Genomic DNA, 20,549 nt, shown 5'->3' on the forward strand with positions numbered 1-20,549 from the left:
TGGTGTGAAGACATTCTCACTCGGAAGCTGATTTCAAATTTTTTCAAAAAATACATGCTTTTTTGTTGTGTGGATGGGCGGTTTTTCTTTTTCGCTAGTCCCAAGCGACTACTTCCGCTCCAACCTACCCATCGGAAACTCGCCTTCCGTCAGGGCTGAGCCCCCTAAAGTCGCCATATACTCTGCTGCCAGAAGGGGAGATGGTCTCGCCATCAGCTGGCCAAGCTGCAACACAGAGTACCAGAAGAACCTCAACTAGAGATAGTAATATCAACCGGTAGCTTCATACCAGTCGACTTAGGCTAGCTGATGATGGATAAGGTTTAGGTAGCGTGGTAGAGGTTGTTTTAAAACACGAATACTGGTTTTCTGTAGGACATGTTGGTATCTTTTAACATTCCACCATTATCCTGAACCTTGACAATTTCATCCTCGCGGAAAATATACGTCTTTTCCCCGTCTGCGTAAATCTTGGATGTATGTTGAAAACTTGAAGTTTAGAGCGCCTCAACGAAAAAAAGCCTATCAACAAGCTCTTTATACCTGTTTCTGATCGTCACCTCGGTTATCCTGGCTGCCTGAGATATTTCTCGCTGGGTCATTCTCTCCCCACATATAACCGATGCGACATATAGCGCGGCTGCTGCAAGACCAGTCGGGCTTCTACCAGCAGTGAGTTTAAGTTCTTTCGCAACCTTCAGGACCCGGTTGGCTATTTCCGATGTCTTTCCATTAAGCTCTAGACAATTTGAAAGCTTCATGATATATTGGGCTGGTTTTGAAGATGGAGCCGTGAAGTCGAGTTCCCTTTGTAGGATCCTGTAGCTCCGGCTGATCACCTTCTTGTCCAAACCGGATGCTGACGCAAGATCATCAAGTGTTCTTATCTGCCCACATTGCCTACAAGCAATGTATAACGCTGCAGCACCCATTCCCTTCATAGTTCTCCCGCGGATCAAGTTTTTCTTGAGTGATTTCCGATATATCACGGCAGCGGTCTCTATTATGCTTAGGGGCAATGAAAGATTCTCAGCAATCTTCGAAATTTCGGATAGAGCGAAGAGGAGGTTCCTCTCTGAGGTATCGGCAACCCGCGCAATTTTCTGCCACTTCCTTATCCTATAAATCTGGTCCCTCTGCTCCGCGGCAACCCTTCTCCCATAAGCGTCTCGATCCCGTTGATCAATATCCGTCGACAAACCCTTATCATGCATTGTGAGCCTTGAGGGCGCGCCTGCCCGGGCCTTTTTCTCCCTCTCCTCCTCATCGAATGCCCTCCATTCAGGCCCGCTGTCAACGATTTTTGCTTCCATTACAAAACCGCAGTCCATACACACTATTTCGGAGCTCTCATAATCCCATACAAGTCTCTTGCTGCCGCATTCTGAGCAGCATTCTATAATGGCGGGAGCCTCTTCCCCTTCATTGCTCATCTTTTTTCCATCTGACCATATTTTACGAATTCAAACTATTTAGGAGCATATAGTAGGATGCTTCATCATGATATTTGCCCTCTTTCTGCACCCTCAATTTCCTTATACTTTCAAGTTTGAAACCAAGCTTCTCCGCTACATGCCTCATCGCCTTATTGTCAGCCAGCGTCTCGATCTCAAGCCTTACGATACCCTCTTTCTCAGCGAGCGCTATCGCCGATTCTACAAGTTTAGTAGCTATTCCATTACCCCAATAATCCGGATGGACGCTAACACCTATAGTTGCCACATGCTCCATGAATCTTCCAAGCCTCCAGAGCCCAAGAAAACCTACCACACGATCCTTACTCTTCGCTACAAGTATCTCAGCCCTCTTATTCTTCTTCAACCTTCTGAAAAACCTCTTATATGCCTGAAACTCTTTATCGATACTGCCAACATACTCAAAAAGCCATTCACGAACTTTAGGGTGACACTCTATCTCCACAATGTCCCTAATATCTTCGTTTGTTAATCTTACTTCTTTTGCGTTGAAAATCTCAAATTTCAACGCATCCCTCCAACAACAGATTTGACTGATTATCCAACGTATTATTAAAGTTTACTTGTCATCCATTAACATTCCTCCTCATGCCAATGACCTTATATGTTAAAGCATGAATTTGGATGATGTGATGAAGTCCATATACATACCGCATATTAACGCAGATCTTAGAGTCGCTGTTGCCTATAATCTTACGTCAGAACTTCATAAGGGCGAGAATCTCGACTATATATCCGAGGTTGAGGTTGAGGAGGAGGCTAAAAATGTCGGGGAAGCACTTGAAAAACTTGGGATCCGATTTGAGATGTTTCCTCTTGGCGGGGATCTAGGAGACTTCATAAGTGATCTTAAAAGATTTAATCCAGACGTCGCCATAAATCTTTGCGAAGGCGCATTCGGCGAAAGCCACCATGAAATGAATGTGCCAAGCATATTCGAACTCTTAGGCATACCCTATACTGGTTCGCCGCCGTTGTCTCTTGGAATATGCCAAAATAAGGGATTGGCCAAAAAAATATTGAGCGCAAGCGGGATATTGACGCCGCGATACTGCATATTGGATGATCCTCGAGATTGGAGGGGGCAGATTGAGTTTCCGCTTTTCGTCAAGCCGCTGCAGGAGGACGCAAGCCTCGGAATTTCTAGGGAAAATTATGTGCAGAATAGTGAGCAATTAAAAGAGAGAGTTGAATACATATGCAAAACATATAGGCAGCCAGCTCTGGTCGAAGAGTACATTTGTGGGAGAGAGTTAAACATATCCATACTGGGCAATGAGGAGCCAATTGTGCTGCCTATTTCCGAGATAATTTTCGAGTTCGAGGAGGAGCCGAGGATAGTGGACTACAGAGCCAAATGGGTTAAAGAAAGCGAAGAATATAAGAAGACGAAGCCTATCTGTCCCGCAGATCTAGAAGCGAAGACCAGAATGAAGGTTGAAAAAGCAGCCCTATCAGCCTACAAGGCCCTTTACTGCAGGGACTACGCGAGGGTTGACATGCGCCTAAAGAACGACTCGCCAATCGTCCTCGAGGTCAACCCAAACCCAGACATATCCATTGAAGCAGGTTTCGCACGATCACTGAGAGCCGCAGGAATACCATATGAAGAATTCATCAAGAAGATAATCTCGTTTGCACTTGAGCGCCAGAACGCCTCAAGGAAGTTTTACTAACGATAACCCATCAAAAAGAGACTGAAGCCCGTATCTTTTGAGAGCCTGCCAAAGAATTGTGCAGATAAGCTCATCATAAGTAAAGCCTGCGGCTCTAGCCGCTTCTGGAAAGCATGAATGCGCATCAGGATCCGGGATTAATCCTGGAAGAGGGTTAACCTCAAGAACGTGAGGCTCACCCTGCTCATCCAATCTCATGTCTATGCGGCATAGATCTCTACAGTTAAGCGCCTTAAAAGTCTTAACTGCAATCTGTTTTATCCTTTTCTCAAGCGTCTTCGAAATATTTGCAGGGCATTTAAAGATCTCAAGAGGCTTTTCCGGAGTATCCCACACCCACTTAACTTCATATGAGTATATTGGGCTCACATCTGGGGGCAATTTCTCCAATAATATCTCGACTATCGGCAACACCAGCGGATCTTTATTACCTATGAGGGCAACTGTAAACTCCCTTCCAGGAAGAAAAGACTCGACGATGGCGGGTTGATTATATGTTTTTATAACCCACGCGATCTGATTTCTCAGACTGTTATCATCCTTAACTAGAGAACTATTTCTCACACCCTTGCTCGACCCCTCAGCCAAAGGTTTAACGATGAGGGGAAAACGGAGCCTCCTGCTTAAACGCTCATATGGACTTTTAAACACCTGAAAGTTAGGTGACGGGACGCCGCTCGCAGCAAGCACCCTATGAGTTAAAGCTTTATCTAATGCAACCGCCAGGGTTAACGGTCCGGAACCCGTATATGGGATGCCAAGCATCTCAAGCATAGCCGGCACCTGAGACTCTCTGCTCTCACCCCTCAGCCCCTCAGCTATGTTAAAAACTATATGAGGCTTCAGTCTCCTAATCTTAGAATAAGCATTCTCATCCGCTTCTATCTTTGTTACCCGACATCCACCTCTCTTCAATGATTCGGCTATGGCATTAACCGTTGTTTCATCGTCAAATTCTGCGAAAAAGTCTTCCGGCAGCCCTTCATCAGGGCGGACTTTTCTCTTAAGGTTAAATGTTAGCCCTACCTTGAGGCTCATAGCGGTTCAGCTGCTTCCACTGGAACCTTCAAAAGCCTATATGTCTTCTCTCCCTCAGGTATTTGCGGGTACACAAAAATCTTGCCCTCATAGTTTCTCAGAACAACATGGTCTTTCTCAAGGCTCACTATATAATTGGGCTGAACAGGTATTTTGCCTCCACCGCCAGGCGCGTCAATGACATAGCGGGGGACAGCGAATCCCGTAGTATGCCCTATGAGGGACTCTATTATTTGGAGACCAGTCTCTATTCTAGTCCTGAAATGATATGTTCCCTTAACGAGGTCCATCTGAAAGAGATAATAGGGCTTAACACGTATCTTCAGAAGCCTATGAACCAGCTCTCTCATGACTTCTGGATTGTCGTTGACACCTCTTAGGAGGACTGATTGATTTCCAAGCGGGATTCCAACATCTGCGAGAAGACCGCATGCCCTTTCACTATCCTCGGTAATCTCTCTAGGATGATTAAAATGTACATTCACGTACAATGGATGGTACTTCTTCAGCATTTCACATAGCTTCGGAGTAATCCTCTGGGGAAGCGTGCATGGAACTCTTGACCCTATTCTCAGAATCTCTACATGCGGTATCGCCCTTAACCTTTTCAGGATCCGTTCAATCTTCTCGTCGGGGAGCAGGAATGGATCCCCGCCTGAAAGCAGCACGTCCCTGACCTGCGAATTCCTCTCGATATATCTCAGCTGCTCTTGCAGAACCCCATCCGAAAGGTCAATAACAGGCTTTCCAACCTGCCTCTTACGGGTACAAAATCTGCAGTACATTGCACATCTATTTGAGACACACATGAGAACTCTGTCAGGATATCGGTGAATTAAGCCTGGTGTCGGACTGTCGCCTTCCTCGTTCAAAGGATCCTCTATGCCATATGGATCCTCAAGCTCAAGAGGGCTTGGTATGCACTGCTTCCAAATAGGGTCGCCGACTTCCTCTATAAGATCAAAATAATATTTCGAGACCCTCATCGGATATTTGGCGACAACAGGTTTAAGAAGGTCGACATCAACATTGAATTTCTTGAGAATTTGTTCTGGCCTTGTTATACTCTCTTTAAGGATCTGTTTCCAGACCTCAACCATCTTATTTTACGCGCTCTGTAACACCTTTAAGGTGTCACGAAAGTAATATCCGTTTCAACTGATGCTTTTAAATCTTTCTATTATATTTTCAAATCGCACCATTTTCTAGAAAAATCAAGAGTCATGCCAAAATTGACATTCAATATTTTTAAAAAAGTGAACTGCGGCAAAGAGAGAAATTTCAGCACGCTTGCCGAACAAATTTTAATCATAACGTATATAGTCCATTTGTGAACTAGTTTTAAATATGCTATGCTAAATGAGTAGATCTCGTTAGGTGAAGAGGCGATGGTTACAATTAATGTTCCGCCAGGCTCAACAATGACGCTAAATAAGATTGATGGTGACCTCATACTATTCGAAAACGTGAAAATTAGAGCGAAAAACGGCGAAGTTGTCGAGGTTTCAGGAACAGTTCAATTTGAGGGTGATTGCCATTTTGATTGTAGTCTATATGCCGATTCGGTCAGGGGTAAGCATGGTGAAATGCTGGTTAAGGGAGACATGATAACAAAAAAATCAATAAGAATCTATGAGGGAGGATTAGACGTAAAAGGAAAATTATTTGCGAAGACTGTGGAAGTTGACAGAAAAGTTTTCGTCAACAAAGACCTAAAAGCGGAGAATGTTGAAGTTGGAGGAAAAGTTACTGTTGGGGGGAACCTCCAGGCAAAGGATGTTGAAGTTGGAGGAACCTTAGAGACACATGGAAACCTCGAAGTCGAAAACGTAGAGGTAGGCGGCTCAATGATGATTGATGGAACCACCGTCGGCACTAAGGTAAAGGTCGGCGGAACATTCTATGGAAAAGGCAGAGTTGAAGTGGAACAGATAGATGCTGGAGGAGCATTCACTACAGACTCGGAAATCATCAGCAAAGAATTGCATGTAGGCGGCACCGTAAAAGTTGCTGGCGGAGAGATTAGAGAGGAGATTAACGTCGGCGGCTCATTCGAGTCTGAGAAGCCAATAACCTTCAGATCAATCGATGTAGGAGGGAAGGTACAACTCGCAGGTGAGAGTGAAGGATTGAATGTGGACATAGGCGGAACACTTAGCGTAAACGGGTCGTTCAAATTTACAGACATAAATGTTGGCGGGGCAGTTAAGATCAAAGGTGATGCCAAAGGCGAAGAGATAGAGGTTGGAGGAAGCCTCTTCGTCGATGGAAATCTTATGCTTGCCGGAAAACTCAACGTTGGAGGAACAGCTGAGACGACGAAGACTTTGAAGGCTGAAACGATTACTGTTGGAGGAGCTCTGAAGGCAGATTTCATCGAGGCAATGAATTCGGTAAGGGTTGGAGGTCGAATAGAAACCAGTAAGGGCGTGAAAGCAGGAAGGGTTGAGATCGGCAGAGGCGGCAGCATAATAGGCCCGGTAGTTGCTAAAGAAGTTCTGTTGAGAGAGAGGTCAGAGGCGGAAGACATTTATGCAGAGTCCTTAACAATGGAGGAAAAATCGAAAGCCAGAAACATATATGTCAATAACGCATATCTAGAAAAAGATTCGAAGATTCTTGGCGAAGTACATTATACGGAGGAACTGAGAAGGGAGGATAACGTGCTCCTAGCCAGAGAGCCAATCAAGGAAGATAGACTTCCAAACCCCCCGATTTAAGAATACGCAAATCAGATAAAATGTTCTCGCATCCGGATGCGTTTCAAACTTGAATTCCGTGAGAATTAAGAAGATAGAATTCCGTCTGGGCAGCAGCTACCTCACACTCGAAGTTCCTCCCTTTTACATTAACTTCGAGAAAAGATCATTCGGCTCGATAATGGCGAGAAGAAATCTCCCGAGAGAAGGCGTAGCAATATACATATATGTAACCCGCCGGAGGCAAGTTGAGAAACTACTTCTCTTAAAAAGACTTCATCCAGACCTGTTCCTGCCAGATGAATTGAAAGAATCTGCCGCAGTAATCGAGAACCTAAGCCCAGAAGAGTTTGAAGGATTCGTTAAGACGGTCAAACTGGAGGGATTCATCAGATCACTTAGGAGACTTGAAAAGCAGTGGGAATATGGCGGAAAAGGAATATGGCTGAAGAAGATCGGCCCATTCACGCTCTATATGATCCTAATCATTAAAGAGAGCAGATGGACAGTCAGGCCTGCGATTTCAAAGGAGGGGGTTGAGGGATACGGTTTCGAAATTCCCGTAGACACCAAACTAAAAGACGCATTTTTAAAAGAGCTGAAGGAGGGTGAGCTTGAAGAGATTCACGATCACCAAGAAACCCAGCACTTTCATCTAAAGGTTGAGAGTCTGGAGAGATGCGTTCATCTAGCGAAGGGCTGGGATTATTACTTCTCAACTAGGACACGATGGAGACAGACTGTTTTCATCTCTAAAGCATGAGAATATTAGGATATCGGCAAATGTATAAACCGTATTCACAACGTAGATTGTTGTGAACAAGATATGAAATATCCCTAGACGTTCTAGAAACCGTTGTGAGAAAGGGAACATGTTCACTAACAAGACTCTCTTATGGGGCAGGACCACCAGTCGACGGGACAAAAGCTATGTAGGAATTTTTGCTATTTCGCGGACTCATAAAATCACTTAACGTCGGAGCCAGAGAACTTTACACGATCGCATGGAGAGGAGGAGAATTTCTCGAAGCTTTGAAGACAGTAAAGAAGATCATTCAGTAACGAAGATCAGTAGTTCTCTGAAGTCTCCTCTTTGATCTTCTGTTCAAGACTCTTTATTTCCCCATGCTCCAAAACTTTTATACGTGTCGGAAGACGAACTTTTACGCCTAATCTTAAAAAGATACTGTACAATTCTTCGCCGCTTATCTTGGTTTTTATCTTACCTTCCCTAATCAATTTTGCGAGAGTTGCCTCCATCCAACTTCCAGCCTCTGGATATTGAATTTTGGCCGCATTCAGAACCTCCCACGCCCTATCAGCAAGGTATGCGCTAAGAACCTCTCGGTCGCTCGGCTTCCCAGCTTTTTCAGATTCGAGATCAGATCTTTTTTCGAGAGATTTCTTCAACTGCAGAAGCTTTTTCCGTCTTATAGTCTCAAGCTCCCAATCCGACATTTGAAGGAACCCCCGCTAAACCTTTGAAGATTCAGCTGGAAAGTAATTAAGCATGTCCTATTCCATCCTAAAACGACCTACTCATTCACTCTATATTTGAGTATTGCCCCAACACCACCAAATGATTTTAGCAGCATTTGACCCTCCTCAGTCTCTGTCGATATGACCTCAACATTCGCACCAGCCTGTTCAGCTTTATCAGCAAGCTCATCAATAACATCCTTTGTCTCCGAAATTTGAAGAGTTGGAACGTTGCACTTAGGGCACGGCTTGCCGTTAAGCGTGCCTTCAAACGCCAAAACCTCACTGGCCCTCATACTCAAGTTATAGGTATACCCGCATGAGGAACACTCAACCCTAACAATCTTCGTTTCTAACGCCTCAGATATTATAAGTGTGTCAACCAAACCTAGATCGAGGGCCCTTCTCACCTCTCCTTCACCATATGTGACCGTCCCAGTTTCATGGCCAATATGATACAAGAACTTCTGCACAATCCGCTTCTCCTCAACGTATCTAATCTTCTTGATGATCTCGGGCGCTTTCTCCAACATTTCCTCAATTCCTTGCTCGCCAGTATAGGCGGTGTCGACTGTTGCGGCAATCTTCTCTTTAAGTCTATAATCAAGAAACTTTCCATCCTGAAAATCATATTTTGTCGGTCCAGGCCCACCAATGATTATTGCTTTTAGATCCGGTATGCCTAGAAAAATATTGTTGGCATGCTCTCCTATGCGTTTGAAAAACTCTATAAGCTGCATCTCTCTCAATCGCTCGAATCTCCTAGCAGACTGGCCGCCGGCACGATGCTTTCCCGGAATACCTGACGTTATATCCTCCACGATTTCCAGCCGGCGACCCTTAAGAGTTGCAAACGTCGCGCCGCTTGAATCCAACAAAATAATCCCATACGTTTCTTTCTCTTTAAGAAAGTCCATCAGATAGTCGATGTGGAATTTGGAATCACACCTATACAAGTATATATTAATCGGTTCTGGCGGTATGATGACATAGGTCTCTATCCTTTCGCTTCCAGGCCCATCTTGGGGTATGGCACCACAGAATATCACTAAACCATTCTCGGGCACGGTCTTGAACAGTTTTAGGCGTTGGATAACCCTGACAATTGCATCTTGAACATTTTTGCGGGTTGTAGTCGACTTAATATTAGAGGCTGTTCCCCACTCATCCTTTAGCATTTGAACAATCTCGCTAATCTGCCTGCCAGGCGGGACATAGAGCGAGACCAGCTCGGTGCCTCTTCCCTCCTTGGATGCCAAGACACTGAGAATCTTTTTCAGCCTGAAAAGTTCGAGAGAAGTTCTTTTCCCATTCAACCTTTAATCTACACCCTACCCATTAAAATCGAGGAGGATACATATTTCTTCCATTTACAACACCAGTTTTTATAGACAAGATCTAGAAACCCTAATTAAATGTTTAGCATTACTTAGCGTCCCGCCCTCATCCTCATTCCATATTTTGATTCCTTCGAGAATACTAGGATCTCTTTTTCAACCACTTTGAGAAGGGACGGCTGGTTAAGCATCACAACCGCAAGCGAATGCGAGCATCTCTTCTTTCTAGCAAAGCCTGGACAGTTACAGTTCACAGTCCCATCAATCTTTTGTGCGACCGTGTAGGTTCCATGATCACCCACAACATTGTAGAGCATGTCGCCTATTGGTTCAACCCTTCTTTTACGAATTAGCTCGTAAGCCTTAACGATCATCCTATCGATAGGCAAAAACTTGGGGCTCCCCTGGAATTTAAAGAATCTTATGAAAAAGATAGATTTAAACATCTTTGTTTTTGATGGTTTAGAAATATAGGATTGTTTGGCAAATCAGAATTTTTAAATTAGTCGTCCATCTTCTTTAAGAGGATAATGTCTTCTCTTGATATTGCAGTCAGCACTTATCGCAATCTCGAACCTGAGGACATACACGTGTTATCAGCCATTGAACTTGATATGAGCAGGCATAAGTATGTTCCGAAAACGGATCTCCTAAGCATGACTGGCCTCAGCGCTAAGGAACTTGATTATAGACTAAATAGATTAAACAAGCTCGGTCTACTCTACAGTTGGACTGGACCATACACAGGCTATGTTCTAAATAATGCTGGCTACGACTGCCTAGCCATAAACGCGCTAGTAAAGGCAGGAGTATTGGAGTCATTTGGAAAACCCTTAGGAATCGGGAAGGAGGCTGATGTCTATGACGCATTATCTCCGTCAGGTGAGAGAATAGCTATAAAATTCCACCGTTTAGGGAGAGTCAGCTTTCGCAAAACGAAGAGACTTCGAGGATATGCCGGCGACAGGGAGCACATCTCTTGGCTTTACCAATCCCGGTTGGCGGCTGAAAGAGAATATGAAGCGCTAACCCTCCTCTATCCATGCGGGATATCCGTGCCAAAGCCGATCGGCCAAAATAGACATGCTGTAGTAATGAGTTTTATTGAGGGAATAGAGCTCAACGAGACGGTTAATCTTACGAAACCAGAGAAAACTTTAAAAGAGATTCTTTTTAACATTAAGAAAGCCTACATTGAAGCGCAAGTGATACATGCAGATCTCAGTGAATTCAACATTATCATTGGACCAAGTGAAAAGGTACTCATTATCGATTGGCCACAATTTGTCAAAACAGATCATCCCAATGCAGAATTCCTTCTTCGACGAGATCTAAAAAATGTTTTGAACTTCTTTTCGAAACGATATGGAATTAAGAAGGACCTTGACATGATACTAAATTACGTTAAATCTAATCCGACAAGAATGCCTTAGATTTGATTTTGATCATAATCTTTTGCGGTTATCAGAAAGGAAGTACCACCTTTATGTAAGCTAAGAAGGAAAATGACCACGGTATAAAGCAAAACCACCAGATTTATTGATCGAAAAAATAAGGGCTAAAAAATTCGAGAAAGACGAAACAACTTTGTAATTCTAGAGGACGACGCTGTTAAGTTTCCGGCGGCACCCTTGGCAGAAGCCTGGACCTTTCTTATCAGTCATTAGGATATGTGAAGAGAAATACATCACACATGAAGGTATAGAGCAATGCTTAAGCCCGAAAGCATGTCCCAGCTCATGAACGGATTCCTTGATTATCCTTTCATGTAATAACTTCTCATTCGGAATGTCGCCGTAAAATTCAGGTCTAAGCCTATAGATAGAAATTACTGCAACTCCTTCAGTATATGAAGCCTCTCCGAAAACATAATTAAAGCCAGCCGCATACAGGTCCACATCCGTGATGCCTAAAAGCCGGTCTTCCTCATCACTAATCAGCCGTGTTCTTCCGATATATTCTCGAATCTCAGCAAGTATCTTCGTAGATAGATATTGCCTCCTCACAGGATTATATGCGGGTAATAGGTTGAGAATGCGATAATCCGAGATTATTACTGAGCAGCCTTTCAGAATTTTCGGTAACGCATCTGCAACAACCTTCAAGATTTTCTCGTCAACCATTCCTACGGGCAATATAATGATCTGACCCAAACCATCCACTTCGCGACAATTTTAGATTGTAAAGGCATCACCTGGTTTAGGAGCCTTGGCCTCTAGATCCGTCTCCTCCTTAACCCATTTTGCGAATTTTGGGCAATTGTTCTCGGCTCCATGAACCACATACACCGTAGGAGCACCTTTTAATCTTTTCACAGTCTCTTTCAATTCTTTCGCTCCACAGTGACTTGAAAAGTCGAAAAATCCAATCTTAGCCTTGACTTTCCGCATCTTCCCATCGATGACGCATCTTCCCTTATCGAGCAGCTCCCTTCCAGGGGTCCCTGGAATTTGGTAACCGACAAGGAAGATTGCATTTCTACTCTTCTTCCCAATCGTCTGTAAATAGGAGCCTACAGGTCCCCCCTTAAGCATACCAGCAGGAGAAATTATCACTCCAGGTTTTTTCGCCGCATTTGTTCTATCTTTCCAGCTCTCAACCCAATTAACCATGTGAACGGCATCCATGAAGAGCCTTGGATCCCTAAGAAAATTCAGGTGACCCATCAATATTCTGCAGGCTTCACGTGCCATTCCATCGATGAGCACTGGATATTCAAAATGGTAGGCTGAAAGGATACATGCGATTTCTTGGGCTCTACCTATGCTGAAAGCAGGAACAAGAACAGTGCCGCCTGATTCAACCGTTTCAGTAACCTCAGACACGAACTTTTCCTCAAGCTGCCTTCGGTCAGTATGATCCTCATCAGCATATGTGCTCTCAATTATTACGGCGTCCACATCTCCATAGTCCATGTCGGCGGGAGGAAGCAATCTTGTCTCAACAGTATTGAAATCGCTTGTGTAGAGAAGCCTTTTCCCCTCAGCCTCGATGAGAACGGATGCGCCTCCAGGAAGATGACCAGAATTTAAGAGTTTGAACCCAATATCCCCAATGGCAACATCTTTTTTATAATCTACGTCTTTTCTACACTTCAGCATTGTTCTTAGTTCTAAGTACTCAAATGGCAAGTAATAGCCCGATAAATGTATGAAGTCTTTTATCAATAAGTTGGCAAACTCGAAGCTCAGCCTTGTTCCATACACCGGAGTTCTGCCTCGAATATGAAAGATGGGAATAGCGCCAGAATGATCCAGATGGCTATGCGTCATTATTATCCCATCGACTTCCTTAGGCGGAACATGCATAGGAAAGCCGGGAGTATGATTCAACATGACACCATAGTCCAATAATAGATGAGTTTTTTGTGTTCTAACCGAGATTGCGGCTCTTCCAACCTCTCGTGCGCTACCCAAAAATGTAATCTTCAATGGTAATCTCTTCACCGTCCAGACATGAGATTATAGTTAATGGAAATCAAATTATAGCCTAAACGATTATTACACGAAGATTAATAAACTTTTATTTCTAAGAAGAATATTTGACAATAATTTGCCTTTAGTATGTGAACATGCGGAATTATCTTTTCAATTCAATCATTTTATAGAAGTATTCATCAAATGTAAATAGGTTTAAAACTGAAATCTTCGTTTGTACAGGATTGACCGAAGGATTGTGCAACCTTATCTTGCCAAGTCCCCTTCTTTGCAAGCATTATAACCCTACCAATTTTAGCATGTCTTGCAAACTCGATTACTTGAAAGATCATATACTCGATTGTTTCCCGGTCTGGCTGACTGATAGACTCCGTCTGTCCCGCAGGATATGTTTCCGTGAGCTCCATAGGTATAACCCCAAATGGTGGGAAATAGATACAAAGCTGGATCTCATCTATGCTCAGCCTTAACCTTTCGCATACGCTTGATATCACCTTTGCTATTTCACTTCTGCCCTTTCTAATTAGATCCCTTGGCATAAGGAATAAAAATTTGCTATCACAATTAGGTGCAAATCTTTCCATTAGCCTCAGATGATAGCGACTGACCTCCGGTCTAGAGAGACCGACCGAGCTGAAGAAGAAAAAGCCGCTTCTTTTAGACACTGGACTATACTTTTCAATATACCTCTCATACCTCTTAAGATTCTTAAGCGCATCAAGAAGTGAAGGATGCCCATGAGCTCTCATCTCTACATATTCCCAAAGTCTACCTTCAACTATTGCCTGCTTGATACGCTTGATCTCGGAAAAGCAGATATATAGGTTATGTTTGGCCAAATCTTTTTCACATTCTTTATCCGGCATCTCATTAAGCTCCCTCGCACTCCTCTTCACACATATAGGGCAGGAACAGGGCAAATATTCGAGCCTATCAAGCCGAACCGTCCCCCGGTCAGTTAGGTATCTCCTCTCATATGCGAAGAGTGAGTAGGCAGCCGAGTCAAATAGATCGCAGCCGAGGGCCACAGCGATCCCAAACATGAATGGATGACCAGCTCCGAAGAGGTGGAATGGACGGTTTATGGGAAGGTTCATTTTTGCGGTTACAATCATATCTGTAAGCAGACTGAAGAGATATTGCTCCATAACAGGTGTCGGACTGCCCAAAGCATAAACATCAAAGTCAAATTTGCCCATCTTACTTGCCGACATTGCAAGGACGTCAAGATAACGTCCCCCCTGGATTGGACCAATCCAACCTATATCCCCACGTGATTTTAGCTCAAAGAACTTCTCCGCCCTCCGAACCGTCTCGTCAACAGTAAATTGGGCGTAATCACGAGATACCCGCCACCCAGTAGGCAAGTCAAGAATCGTAGCTATATCAGAGCCTATTTTCTCCTGGAATCTTATAATCTCTTCAGGCGTCACATCTACCTTCCCATAAGATAGGATTTGATAGGCTCCTGAGTCAGTCACCACGATTCCAGGAAAATCTAGGAAAGCATGTATCCCTAGGTCAGTCGCTTCTCTGCTGAAATACTTTTTTATCAAATAGGCGTTAGTTATCAGAATTTTGCAGTCAAAATCCTCCCACATCTCTTTAGGGGTTATAGTTAATTTTGACGGATTTATAACGGGAAGAAAGGCCGGTGTTTCAATATTTCCACTCCTAGCGTATAGTTTCCCAATTCTGCCAAGAAGATCCCTATCTCTAACTTCAAATTCAAGCGTCATAATGATCATCTCCTAAGTAGAAATGGTTACAGTAAGGTAAATATGTCATCTCTCCAGCCTTCCTACTTCTTCTCGTCCATGCCCCCATCTTTCTCTATAAATGCTGGCAGTGCAGGTATATGAGTACGTCTTCAGATATGAGCTGGTGAAGGATCCAAATGAAATTATTTAAAATTTATGGAGCCGAATAGCAAGCTAAATGCCAAAATAATACAACCTAATTTTATCTAACCATTAATCAATTCTCTTGCAGGCCATCTTTGGCCGGAACTAGAGTTAAGTCAGGGTCGCTCCATCTCATCATCACAAGTGCTCAGAATGGTGTCCCTCATCACGCAGCAGAATACTATATACAACTTTCTAAAAAACCTATCCAATAACATGGCACTAAGGATAGGGGGCTTTAGTTTTACGGCAACATATATACAGGAAAACAATGGGTTTTAAACGACACATTTAATAAGGAAGGATGCATAAGTAGTAGGGTCTGCAAGAATTCTAAGCCCACCTCGCGCTTAATTCTTGCAGTAAAACAGAGGAGAGTGAAAAGTATAGAATGTCTTCAAGGCCAATGTTTAAAGCGGTCTGCTCAGAATGCAGCCAAGAATGCGAAGTACCCTTTAAGCCTGACCCAAACAGGCCAGTATACTGCAGAGAATGCTGGGCCAAAAGAAGACCGCAGAGAAGAAAATACAGAAGATATTAAGGTCACCGTTGCGGTATTCACATAAAACAATTTTCGCCACCATCTCTTTCTAGAAAGGTACACATTTCACTTCACACACTAAATGTTAAGAGCCGACGAAGGGTAAGCTTAAAATAACTGTAATAGCTGATTCTTAACCAGTTCATCACAACCAATGAAAAGTGAAAGATGGAGGAGATTGAATGAGCAAACCAGAAAAGCCACATCTTAACCTCGTGATCATCGGCCACGTAGACCATGGCAAATCCACCACAATGGGGCACCTTCTCTACCAAGCGGGAGTAGTCGATGAGAGAACCGTAAAGACCTATGAAGAAGAAGCAAAGAGAATGGGTAAGGAAACCTTCAAGTTCGCATGGATACTAGACAACCTAAAGGAGGAGAGAGAAAGGGGACTAACCATCGATCTCCGATTCCTAAAATTTGAGACGCCAAAATACTTCTTCACGATTATAGATGCTCCTGGACATAGAGACTTCGTCAAGAACATGATAACTGGCGCCAGCCAAGCTGACGCAGCAGTCCTCTTCATATCGGCGAAAAGAGGCGAGTTCGAAGCTGGAATAGGACCTGGCGGACAAACAAGAGAACATGCCTTCTTAGCATTCACTCTGGGTGTGAGGCAGATTGTTGTAGCGATAAACAAAATGGATGATCCGTCGGTCAACTGGAGCAAAGAGAGGTACGAAGAAGTCAAGAACGAAGTATCCCGGATGCTTAGACTAGTAGGTTATGATCCGTCAAAAATCAATTTTGTGCCCACTTCGGGGTGGACTGGAGACAACTTAACGAAACCAAGCGATAAAATGCCTTGGTACAAAGGACCCACACTTTATGAGGCGTTAGACACTCTGCAGATGCCTCCAAAGCCAATTGACAAGCCATTGCGTTTGCCAATCCAAGACGTCTACTCTATTCAGGGAGTAGGAACGGTGCCAGTTGGAAGAGTGGAGACTGGTGTACTTAAGGAGGGCGATACAGTGATCTTTATGCCGTCAGGTAAGACAGGTGAAGTAAAATCTATTGAGACCCATTACGTGAGAATACCGAGGGCAGAGCCTGGAGATAACATAGGTTTCAACGTTAGAGGTATTGCGAAGAACGAGATAAAAAGAGGTGATGTATGCGGGCATGTTAGCAACCCACCGACTGTAGCGAAGGAGTTTATCGGGCAGATAATAGTCATACATCACCCCACTGCAATTGCTGCAGGATATACACCTGTCCTTCATGCACATACAGCGCAGGTTGCATGCAGATTTGCAGAGCTAATCAGAAAAATTGATCCTAGAACAGGTCAGACGATCGAGGAAAAACCATCATTCTTGAAGACTGGTGACAGCGCATTAGTAAGGTTTGAGCCTCTACGCCCATTGCCAATAGAGGTCTACACAGATTTTCCAGAACTAGGCCGCTTCGCAATACGCGACATGGGAACAACAATCGCCGCAGGCGTTGTAAGAGAGATTACCAAGAAAATGTAAGAATTTGTCGTCAATTCTCTTAAACATGCTTCTCTTTTTTCTTCAGCCCTGATCTTCACACTCAAATCTATGGAGGAAAGTCTTTGAAGAACAAAAAAGTGGAGATAATATACTTTTATTCTGATGTATACGAAAGCGGAGGAAAACTTTCCAGACTAATAAAAAAACTTCAACAGCAACGCGGCGACATACAAATTCATTTAATCAACGTTGACGACCCAAAAAATGAAAACTTAACTGAATTGTATAGCGTAAATACAGTTCCATTGATGATCTTTCTTACACCGGAGGGACAAATCGCGGCGCGGAGATTTATGCCCTTATCCTCCGAGAACGTTGTAAATGAGATTGCAGACCAAGTCGTAAAAGGCATCCTACCAAATCCGGCGGTTGATGAAAAAAGAGAGAAAATAGTCAAACTCATAAAGAACATCACAAAACGCGGCGTATTAACTGAACTTATAGCGGATGAAATAATCAATGACATTCTTGAGGCCAATCTGGAAGCCGAGCTCGACAGAGTAATAGATTCCCACATTAGCATTTTGAATCACACAATAAAGGATCTTGAAGAAATTAAGACTGTACTAAATAGATATTCAAAGAGAAGGAACGAATTCTTAATCTAGAAACCTTTCATAGTCTAAAGGTGCTTATGAAAATCTATAAACCGTCCTTTTGAAGCACAATCAGCACATTGTCCGGGTTATTAAGAAGACAGCCTTGATCACAAGAATTTTCTCCAAAAGTTCCTCATTAGTGGTGGGGTCGCCCGGATTTGAACCGGGGTCAAGAGAGCCCAAGTCTCCTAGCCTAGACCAAACTAGCCGACGACCCCAAAACCGTCTATTTCTAATGGTTAACTAGTTATTTTAAAAACATTTCTCACCGTTTCTAGCTATAGCGAACAAGTTGTCGTCCCATTCATATGGTCAGAAGCCACGGAGCATAAGTCTTAGCAAGCATAAGAATAATAAACGATATTATTGGTACCGTAACATTATCGTCTATTGGATTAAACTCGAAATGTTCGATAAAGGAAGCCGCTGCACCTGCCAATATGCCTGCGTATCCGAGGACTGCTCCCACTGTAACAGAGAAAAAAGCCATAGCTAAATTTCCCCACCAAGATTTTGTTCTCTTTCCATAAAGGAGATTTCTAACAATTCCAGTCACCGCGTCTCCAATTGACATGAAAAGAACAGGCAAAATTCCAATCCAGAAATTTCCACCCGAAAGAAGCCATCCCAGCGAAATTATCGCACCCCACATTATACAGAATGAAACCTCATACATGTTATCTTCAGTCTGGAACCAAGTAAAAATTTTTCCAGTCCTATGAGGCAAGTATAAGAATAACGCCAGCATACAAGCCATAATCAACGGTAACATATACGTGCTAAATACGAAGGGTACAATGAGGGCGCAAAATCCTCCGGCTAGAATGTGGATGACCTTACGGTTGTAGTAGACTGCAACGTAATGTTCCATCCCGCGTCTTATCATGTGTTTATAGGTTCTCTGTGTAAGGATAGTTGCTACGAAAATCACCCACATCAAGAGTAAGACTGTGGCAACAATCTCGTAATATGATATCATAGCCCCAAAATTCTTTATTTTATTTTCAATAAAAGGTTTTGGATAAAAAGTCTGAGAAACTGTTGTTTCACCATTGTCCTATAAAATTAACCATATGATATCATAGGCAGCCTCGAACCGTTCTCCTTAAATAATGTCCATCCTCTATTCTTTCCATCAAATCTTGATGAAAGAATGGGAACAAACCCTAATTTGGGGATAGGCCTTGCTCCGGGATCCATACGGAAGACCTGTGAGGAGCATACGAGTTTCCGTAACCCGTAAATGTAATCTCAGATGCTTCTATTGCCATCGTGAAGGCGAAGAAGAAAAAGCATTGACAGAAATGACGGCTGATGAGATTTGCAACATCATTAAGATTGCCGCCAGTTTCGGCGTAAATAAAGTGAAACTCACTGGTGGAGAACCACTCTTAAGAGCAGATATTATAGAGGTAGTGTCGAGGATAAGGGGTCTGCGAGGTATAAGGGAAATTGCGATGACGACAAACGGGGTTCTATTGGAAGAGTATGCTCTTGATTTGAGGGCGGCGGGATTAGACAGGGTGAATATCAGTCTTGATACACTTAATCCCGACAAATACTCGCAGATCACAGGTTTGAACGCCCTTACCAAAGTGCTTTCCGGAATTAAGGAGGCAAAGAGAGTAGGTTTCTCGCCGATCAAGCTTAACATGGTCATTTTAAGGGGAGTAAACGATGATGAAGTTGAGAGAATGATCACATTCGCTGAAGAAAATGCGCTTACACTTCAGATAATAGAGCTAGAGTCAAAGGATGAGGACGAAATTTACAGGGAATATCATGTTGAACTAGACAAGATTGAAGAATACTTCTTGAAAATGGCTGAGAAAGTAACTGTGAGACGGATGCATCATCGGAAGAAGTATCGTCTCTCAAGCGGAGGAGAGGTTGAGGTTGTCAAGCCGATGCATAACACTGAATTTTGCAGTCACTGCAACCGCCTACGCGTTACGTCTGACGGAAAATTAAAGCCATGCTTATTCCGCAATGATAATCTTGTGGACATAGTAGGCCCCATGAGAAAAGGAGCTAGCGAAGAAGCCTTAAGAAAAATCTTCATCGAAGCAGTAAAACTGAGGGAACCTTACTTCAAGTAGAATGGAGCTTGTTAAGGTGATATAACGTAAATATGCCACGGATTCGGCTAGTGAAGAAGTCGTACCAAACTATGTTTACACATTTTAGCGCGTCTATTCGAGGTCACAGCACACCATGTTTTTAAGGACCTCTTACGATTGCACCGTCTCTTCTATATTGCGTATGCTAGGTGCTTCCTCTTCAGCAATGTCTTCACCGATGGTTTCAGAAGGACCATGTGAAACCTCCGGTATATTTTTAGAAAATTCTACATTGCTCTTGTCGACTGGTGTTGAAGATTTTGGCATAGATTCCTCCGAAAAACCTTTTATTCTTCGCATCTCTTGCTTTGCCGCCTCTAAACCTAAGAGAACAGCTTTACTCTGTTTTTCATAGATCTCATCATCGATGTCACCGGCTGCATGATGTATCTCTAGGCTGGCTAGAAAAAGCTCTAACGTGCTTATCTGCCTCTCCAATTCTTGAGCTCTTAGGCTCATCTTGTCAATAACAGTCTTCAAATGACCTTCTAACTCATTTATAGCCTCATTAACCTCAGCACTCAACTGTTCATATGTTGCCTTCGATATCTTGCCATTATTGAAAAGGTTTTCCAGAACTTGCTTCTTCTTTTTTGTCATTTCCATCTCTTTAGTAACAAGCTCAAATGAATATCTCCATATACTCAAACCTAAACACCTCGTGAAGAGGTTGAAGACGAAGAAGATAACTTTTGCCATCACGCATGTATATGTTATCATATTAAGGCAATTTCATATT

21 protein-coding genes and 1 tRNA gene are annotated in these 20,549 nt (G+C 43.2%); 9 read left to right on the forward strand and 13 right to left on the reverse strand.

Annotated features, from left to right (window positions below; genetic code table 11):
• Positions 1 to 73: 73 nt before the first annotated feature.
• Positions 74 to 259, forward strand: a complete 186-nt coding sequence (locus NZ952_02290; protein ID MCS7120019.1) for a hypothetical protein — start codon at positions 74 to 76, stop codon at positions 257 to 259.
• A gap of 238 nt (positions 260 to 497) precedes the next feature.
• Here the strand turns inward: NZ952_02290 and NZ952_02295 are convergent, their stop codons facing one another.
• On the reverse strand, positions 498 to 1,433 hold the full coding sequence (locus tag NZ952_02295) for a transcription initiation factor IIB (GenBank protein MCS7120020.1): 936 nt from the start codon (positions 1,431 to 1,433) through the stop codon (positions 498 to 500).
• Positions 1,434 to 1,455: 22 nt separating this feature from the next.
• Entirely contained in the window at positions 1,456 to 1,983 is a 528-nt protein-coding gene (locus NZ952_02300; protein MCS7120021.1) for a GNAT family N-acetyltransferase, read from the reverse strand.
• Between the two features lie 124 nt (positions 1,984 to 2,107).
• Here NZ952_02300 and NZ952_02305 point away from each other — a divergent pair, with 124 nt between their 5' ends.
• Positions 2,108 to 3,151, forward strand: coding sequence for an ATP-grasp domain-containing protein (locus NZ952_02305; protein ID MCS7120022.1), 1,044 nt, complete (start codon positions 2,108 to 2,110; stop codon positions 3,149 to 3,151).
• On the opposite strand, the gene NZ952_02310 is transcribed toward NZ952_02305, so the two are convergent.
• A complete protein-coding gene (locus tag NZ952_02310; GenBank protein ID MCS7120023.1) occupies positions 3,134 to 4,189 on the reverse strand; it encodes an ATP-grasp domain-containing protein in 1,056 nt (351 codons plus the stop codon). The two genes, NZ952_02305 and NZ952_02310, sit on opposite strands and share 18 nt — an antisense overlap.
• A complete protein-coding gene (locus tag NZ952_02315) occupies positions 4,186 to 5,289 on the reverse strand; it encodes a KamA family radical SAM protein (GenBank protein MCS7120024.1) in 1,104 nt (367 codons plus the stop codon). Before NZ952_02315 ends, NZ952_02310 begins: the two co-directional genes overlap by 4 nt.
• 288 nt (positions 5,290 to 5,577) lie before the next feature.
• Here NZ952_02315 and NZ952_02320 point away from each other — a divergent pair, with 288 nt between their 5' ends.
• Both NZ952_02320 and NZ952_02325 read left to right on the forward strand, forming a co-directional pair.
• A complete protein-coding gene (locus NZ952_02320; GenBank protein MCS7120025.1) occupies positions 5,578 to 6,909 on the forward strand; it encodes a polymer-forming cytoskeletal protein in 1,332 nt (443 codons plus the stop codon).
• Between the two features lie 49 nt (positions 6,910 to 6,958).
• Positions 6,959 to 7,651, forward strand: a complete 693-nt coding sequence (locus NZ952_02325; protein MCS7120026.1) for a hypothetical protein — start codon at positions 6,959 to 6,961, stop codon at positions 7,649 to 7,651.
• Between the two features lie 305 nt (positions 7,652 to 7,956).
• Here NZ952_02325 and NZ952_02330 read toward each other — a convergent pair whose 3' ends face one another.
• From NZ952_02330 to NZ952_02340, 3 genes are all read right to left on the reverse strand, one after another.
• Positions 7,957 to 8,346: a hypothetical protein gene (locus tag NZ952_02330; GenBank protein MCS7120027.1), complete on the reverse strand. Its 390-nt coding sequence runs from the start codon at positions 8,344 to 8,346 to the stop codon at positions 7,957 to 7,959.
• Between the two features lie 77 nt (positions 8,347 to 8,423).
• Positions 8,424 to 9,683 carry a peptide chain release factor aRF-1 gene (prf1, locus tag NZ952_02335; GenBank protein MCS7120028.1) on the reverse strand — a complete coding sequence of 420 codons (1,260 nt, stop codon included), beginning with the start codon at positions 9,681 to 9,683 and terminating at the stop codon, positions 8,424 to 8,426.
• A 113-nt stretch (positions 9,684 to 9,796) separates the two neighbouring features.
• Positions 9,797 to 10,093 (reverse strand): hypothetical protein, encoded by a 297-nt coding sequence (locus NZ952_02340; protein MCS7120029.1) that lies wholly within the window; start codon positions 10,091 to 10,093, stop codon positions 9,797 to 9,799.
• A 141-nt stretch (positions 10,094 to 10,234) separates the two neighbouring features.
• Here NZ952_02340 and NZ952_02345 point away from each other — a divergent pair, with 141 nt between their 5' ends.
• Entirely contained in the window at positions 10,235 to 11,137 is a 903-nt protein-coding gene (locus NZ952_02345) for a serine/threonine-protein kinase RIO2 (protein MCS7120030.1), read from the forward strand.
• Between the two features lie 162 nt (positions 11,138 to 11,299).
• Here NZ952_02345 and NZ952_02350 read toward each other — a convergent pair whose 3' ends face one another.
• The 3 genes from NZ952_02350 to tgtA all read right to left on the reverse strand — a co-directional run bounded on the left by NZ952_02350 (position 11,300) and on the right by tgtA (position 14,880).
• Complete coding sequence (locus tag NZ952_02350) at positions 11,300 to 11,857, reverse strand: archaemetzincin family Zn-dependent metalloprotease (GenBank protein ID MCS7120031.1); 558 nt, start codon at positions 11,855 to 11,857, stop codon at positions 11,300 to 11,302.
• 21 nt (positions 11,858 to 11,878) lie between these two features.
• Positions 11,879 to 13,120: an MBL fold metallo-hydrolase gene (locus tag NZ952_02355; GenBank protein MCS7120032.1), complete on the reverse strand. Its 1,242-nt coding sequence runs from the start codon at positions 13,118 to 13,120 to the stop codon at positions 11,879 to 11,881.
• Positions 13,121 to 13,320: 200 nt separating this feature from the next.
• Positions 13,321 to 14,880 (reverse strand): tRNA guanosine(15) transglycosylase TgtA, encoded by a 1,560-nt coding sequence (gene tgtA, locus NZ952_02360; protein ID MCS7120033.1) that lies wholly within the window; start codon positions 14,878 to 14,880, stop codon positions 13,321 to 13,323.
• Positions 14,881 to 15,436: 556 nt separating this feature from the next.
• Between tgtA and NZ952_02365 the strand changes: the two genes are divergently transcribed.
• The 3 genes from NZ952_02365 to NZ952_02375 all read left to right on the forward strand — a co-directional run bounded on the left by NZ952_02365 (position 15,437) and on the right by NZ952_02375 (position 17,699).
• The gene (locus NZ952_02365; GenBank protein ID MCS7120034.1) at positions 15,437 to 15,586 is read left to right on the forward strand and encodes a DNA-directed RNA polymerase; all 150 of its coding nucleotides are present in this window, start codon (positions 15,437 to 15,439) and stop codon (positions 15,584 to 15,586) included.
• Between the two features lie 182 nt (positions 15,587 to 15,768).
• Positions 15,769 to 17,070 (forward strand): translation elongation factor EF-1 subunit alpha, encoded by a 1,302-nt coding sequence (tuf, locus tag NZ952_02370; GenBank protein MCS7120035.1) that lies wholly within the window; start codon positions 15,769 to 15,771, stop codon positions 17,068 to 17,070.
• An 83-nt stretch (positions 17,071 to 17,153) separates the two neighbouring features.
• Positions 17,154 to 17,699, forward strand: a complete 546-nt coding sequence (locus tag NZ952_02375) for a hypothetical protein (GenBank protein MCS7120036.1) — start codon at positions 17,154 to 17,156, stop codon at positions 17,697 to 17,699.
• A gap of 131 nt (positions 17,700 to 17,830) precedes the next feature.
• Here the strand turns inward: NZ952_02375 and NZ952_02380 are convergent.
• Positions 17,831 to 17,908, reverse strand: a tRNA-Pro gene (locus NZ952_02380).
• A gap of 86 nt (positions 17,909 to 17,994) precedes the next feature.
• Complete coding sequence (locus NZ952_02385; protein MCS7120037.1) at positions 17,995 to 18,669, reverse strand: dolichol kinase; 675 nt, start codon at positions 18,667 to 18,669, stop codon at positions 17,995 to 17,997.
• 205 nt (positions 18,670 to 18,874) lie between these two features.
• On the opposite strand from NZ952_02385, the gene moaA reads away from it, so the two are divergent.
• Positions 18,875 to 19,789 carry a GTP 3',8-cyclase MoaA gene (gene moaA / locus NZ952_02390; protein ID MCS7120038.1) on the forward strand — a complete coding sequence of 305 codons (915 nt, stop codon included), beginning with the start codon at positions 18,875 to 18,877 and terminating at the stop codon, positions 19,787 to 19,789.
• Between the two features lie 132 nt (positions 19,790 to 19,921).
• Here the strand turns inward: moaA and NZ952_02395 are convergent, their stop codons facing one another.
• On the reverse strand, positions 19,922 to 20,410 hold the full coding sequence (locus NZ952_02395) for a CdvA-like protein (protein ID MCS7120039.1): 489 nt from the start codon (positions 20,408 to 20,410) through the stop codon (positions 19,922 to 19,924).
• Positions 20,411 to 20,549 lie beyond the last annotated feature (139 nt).

The sequence above is a fragment of the Candidatus Bathyarchaeota archaeon genome (genome assembly GCA_025059045.1).
Classification (GTDB): domain Archaea; phylum Thermoproteota; class Bathyarchaeia; order Bathyarchaeales; family DTEX01; genus JANXEA01.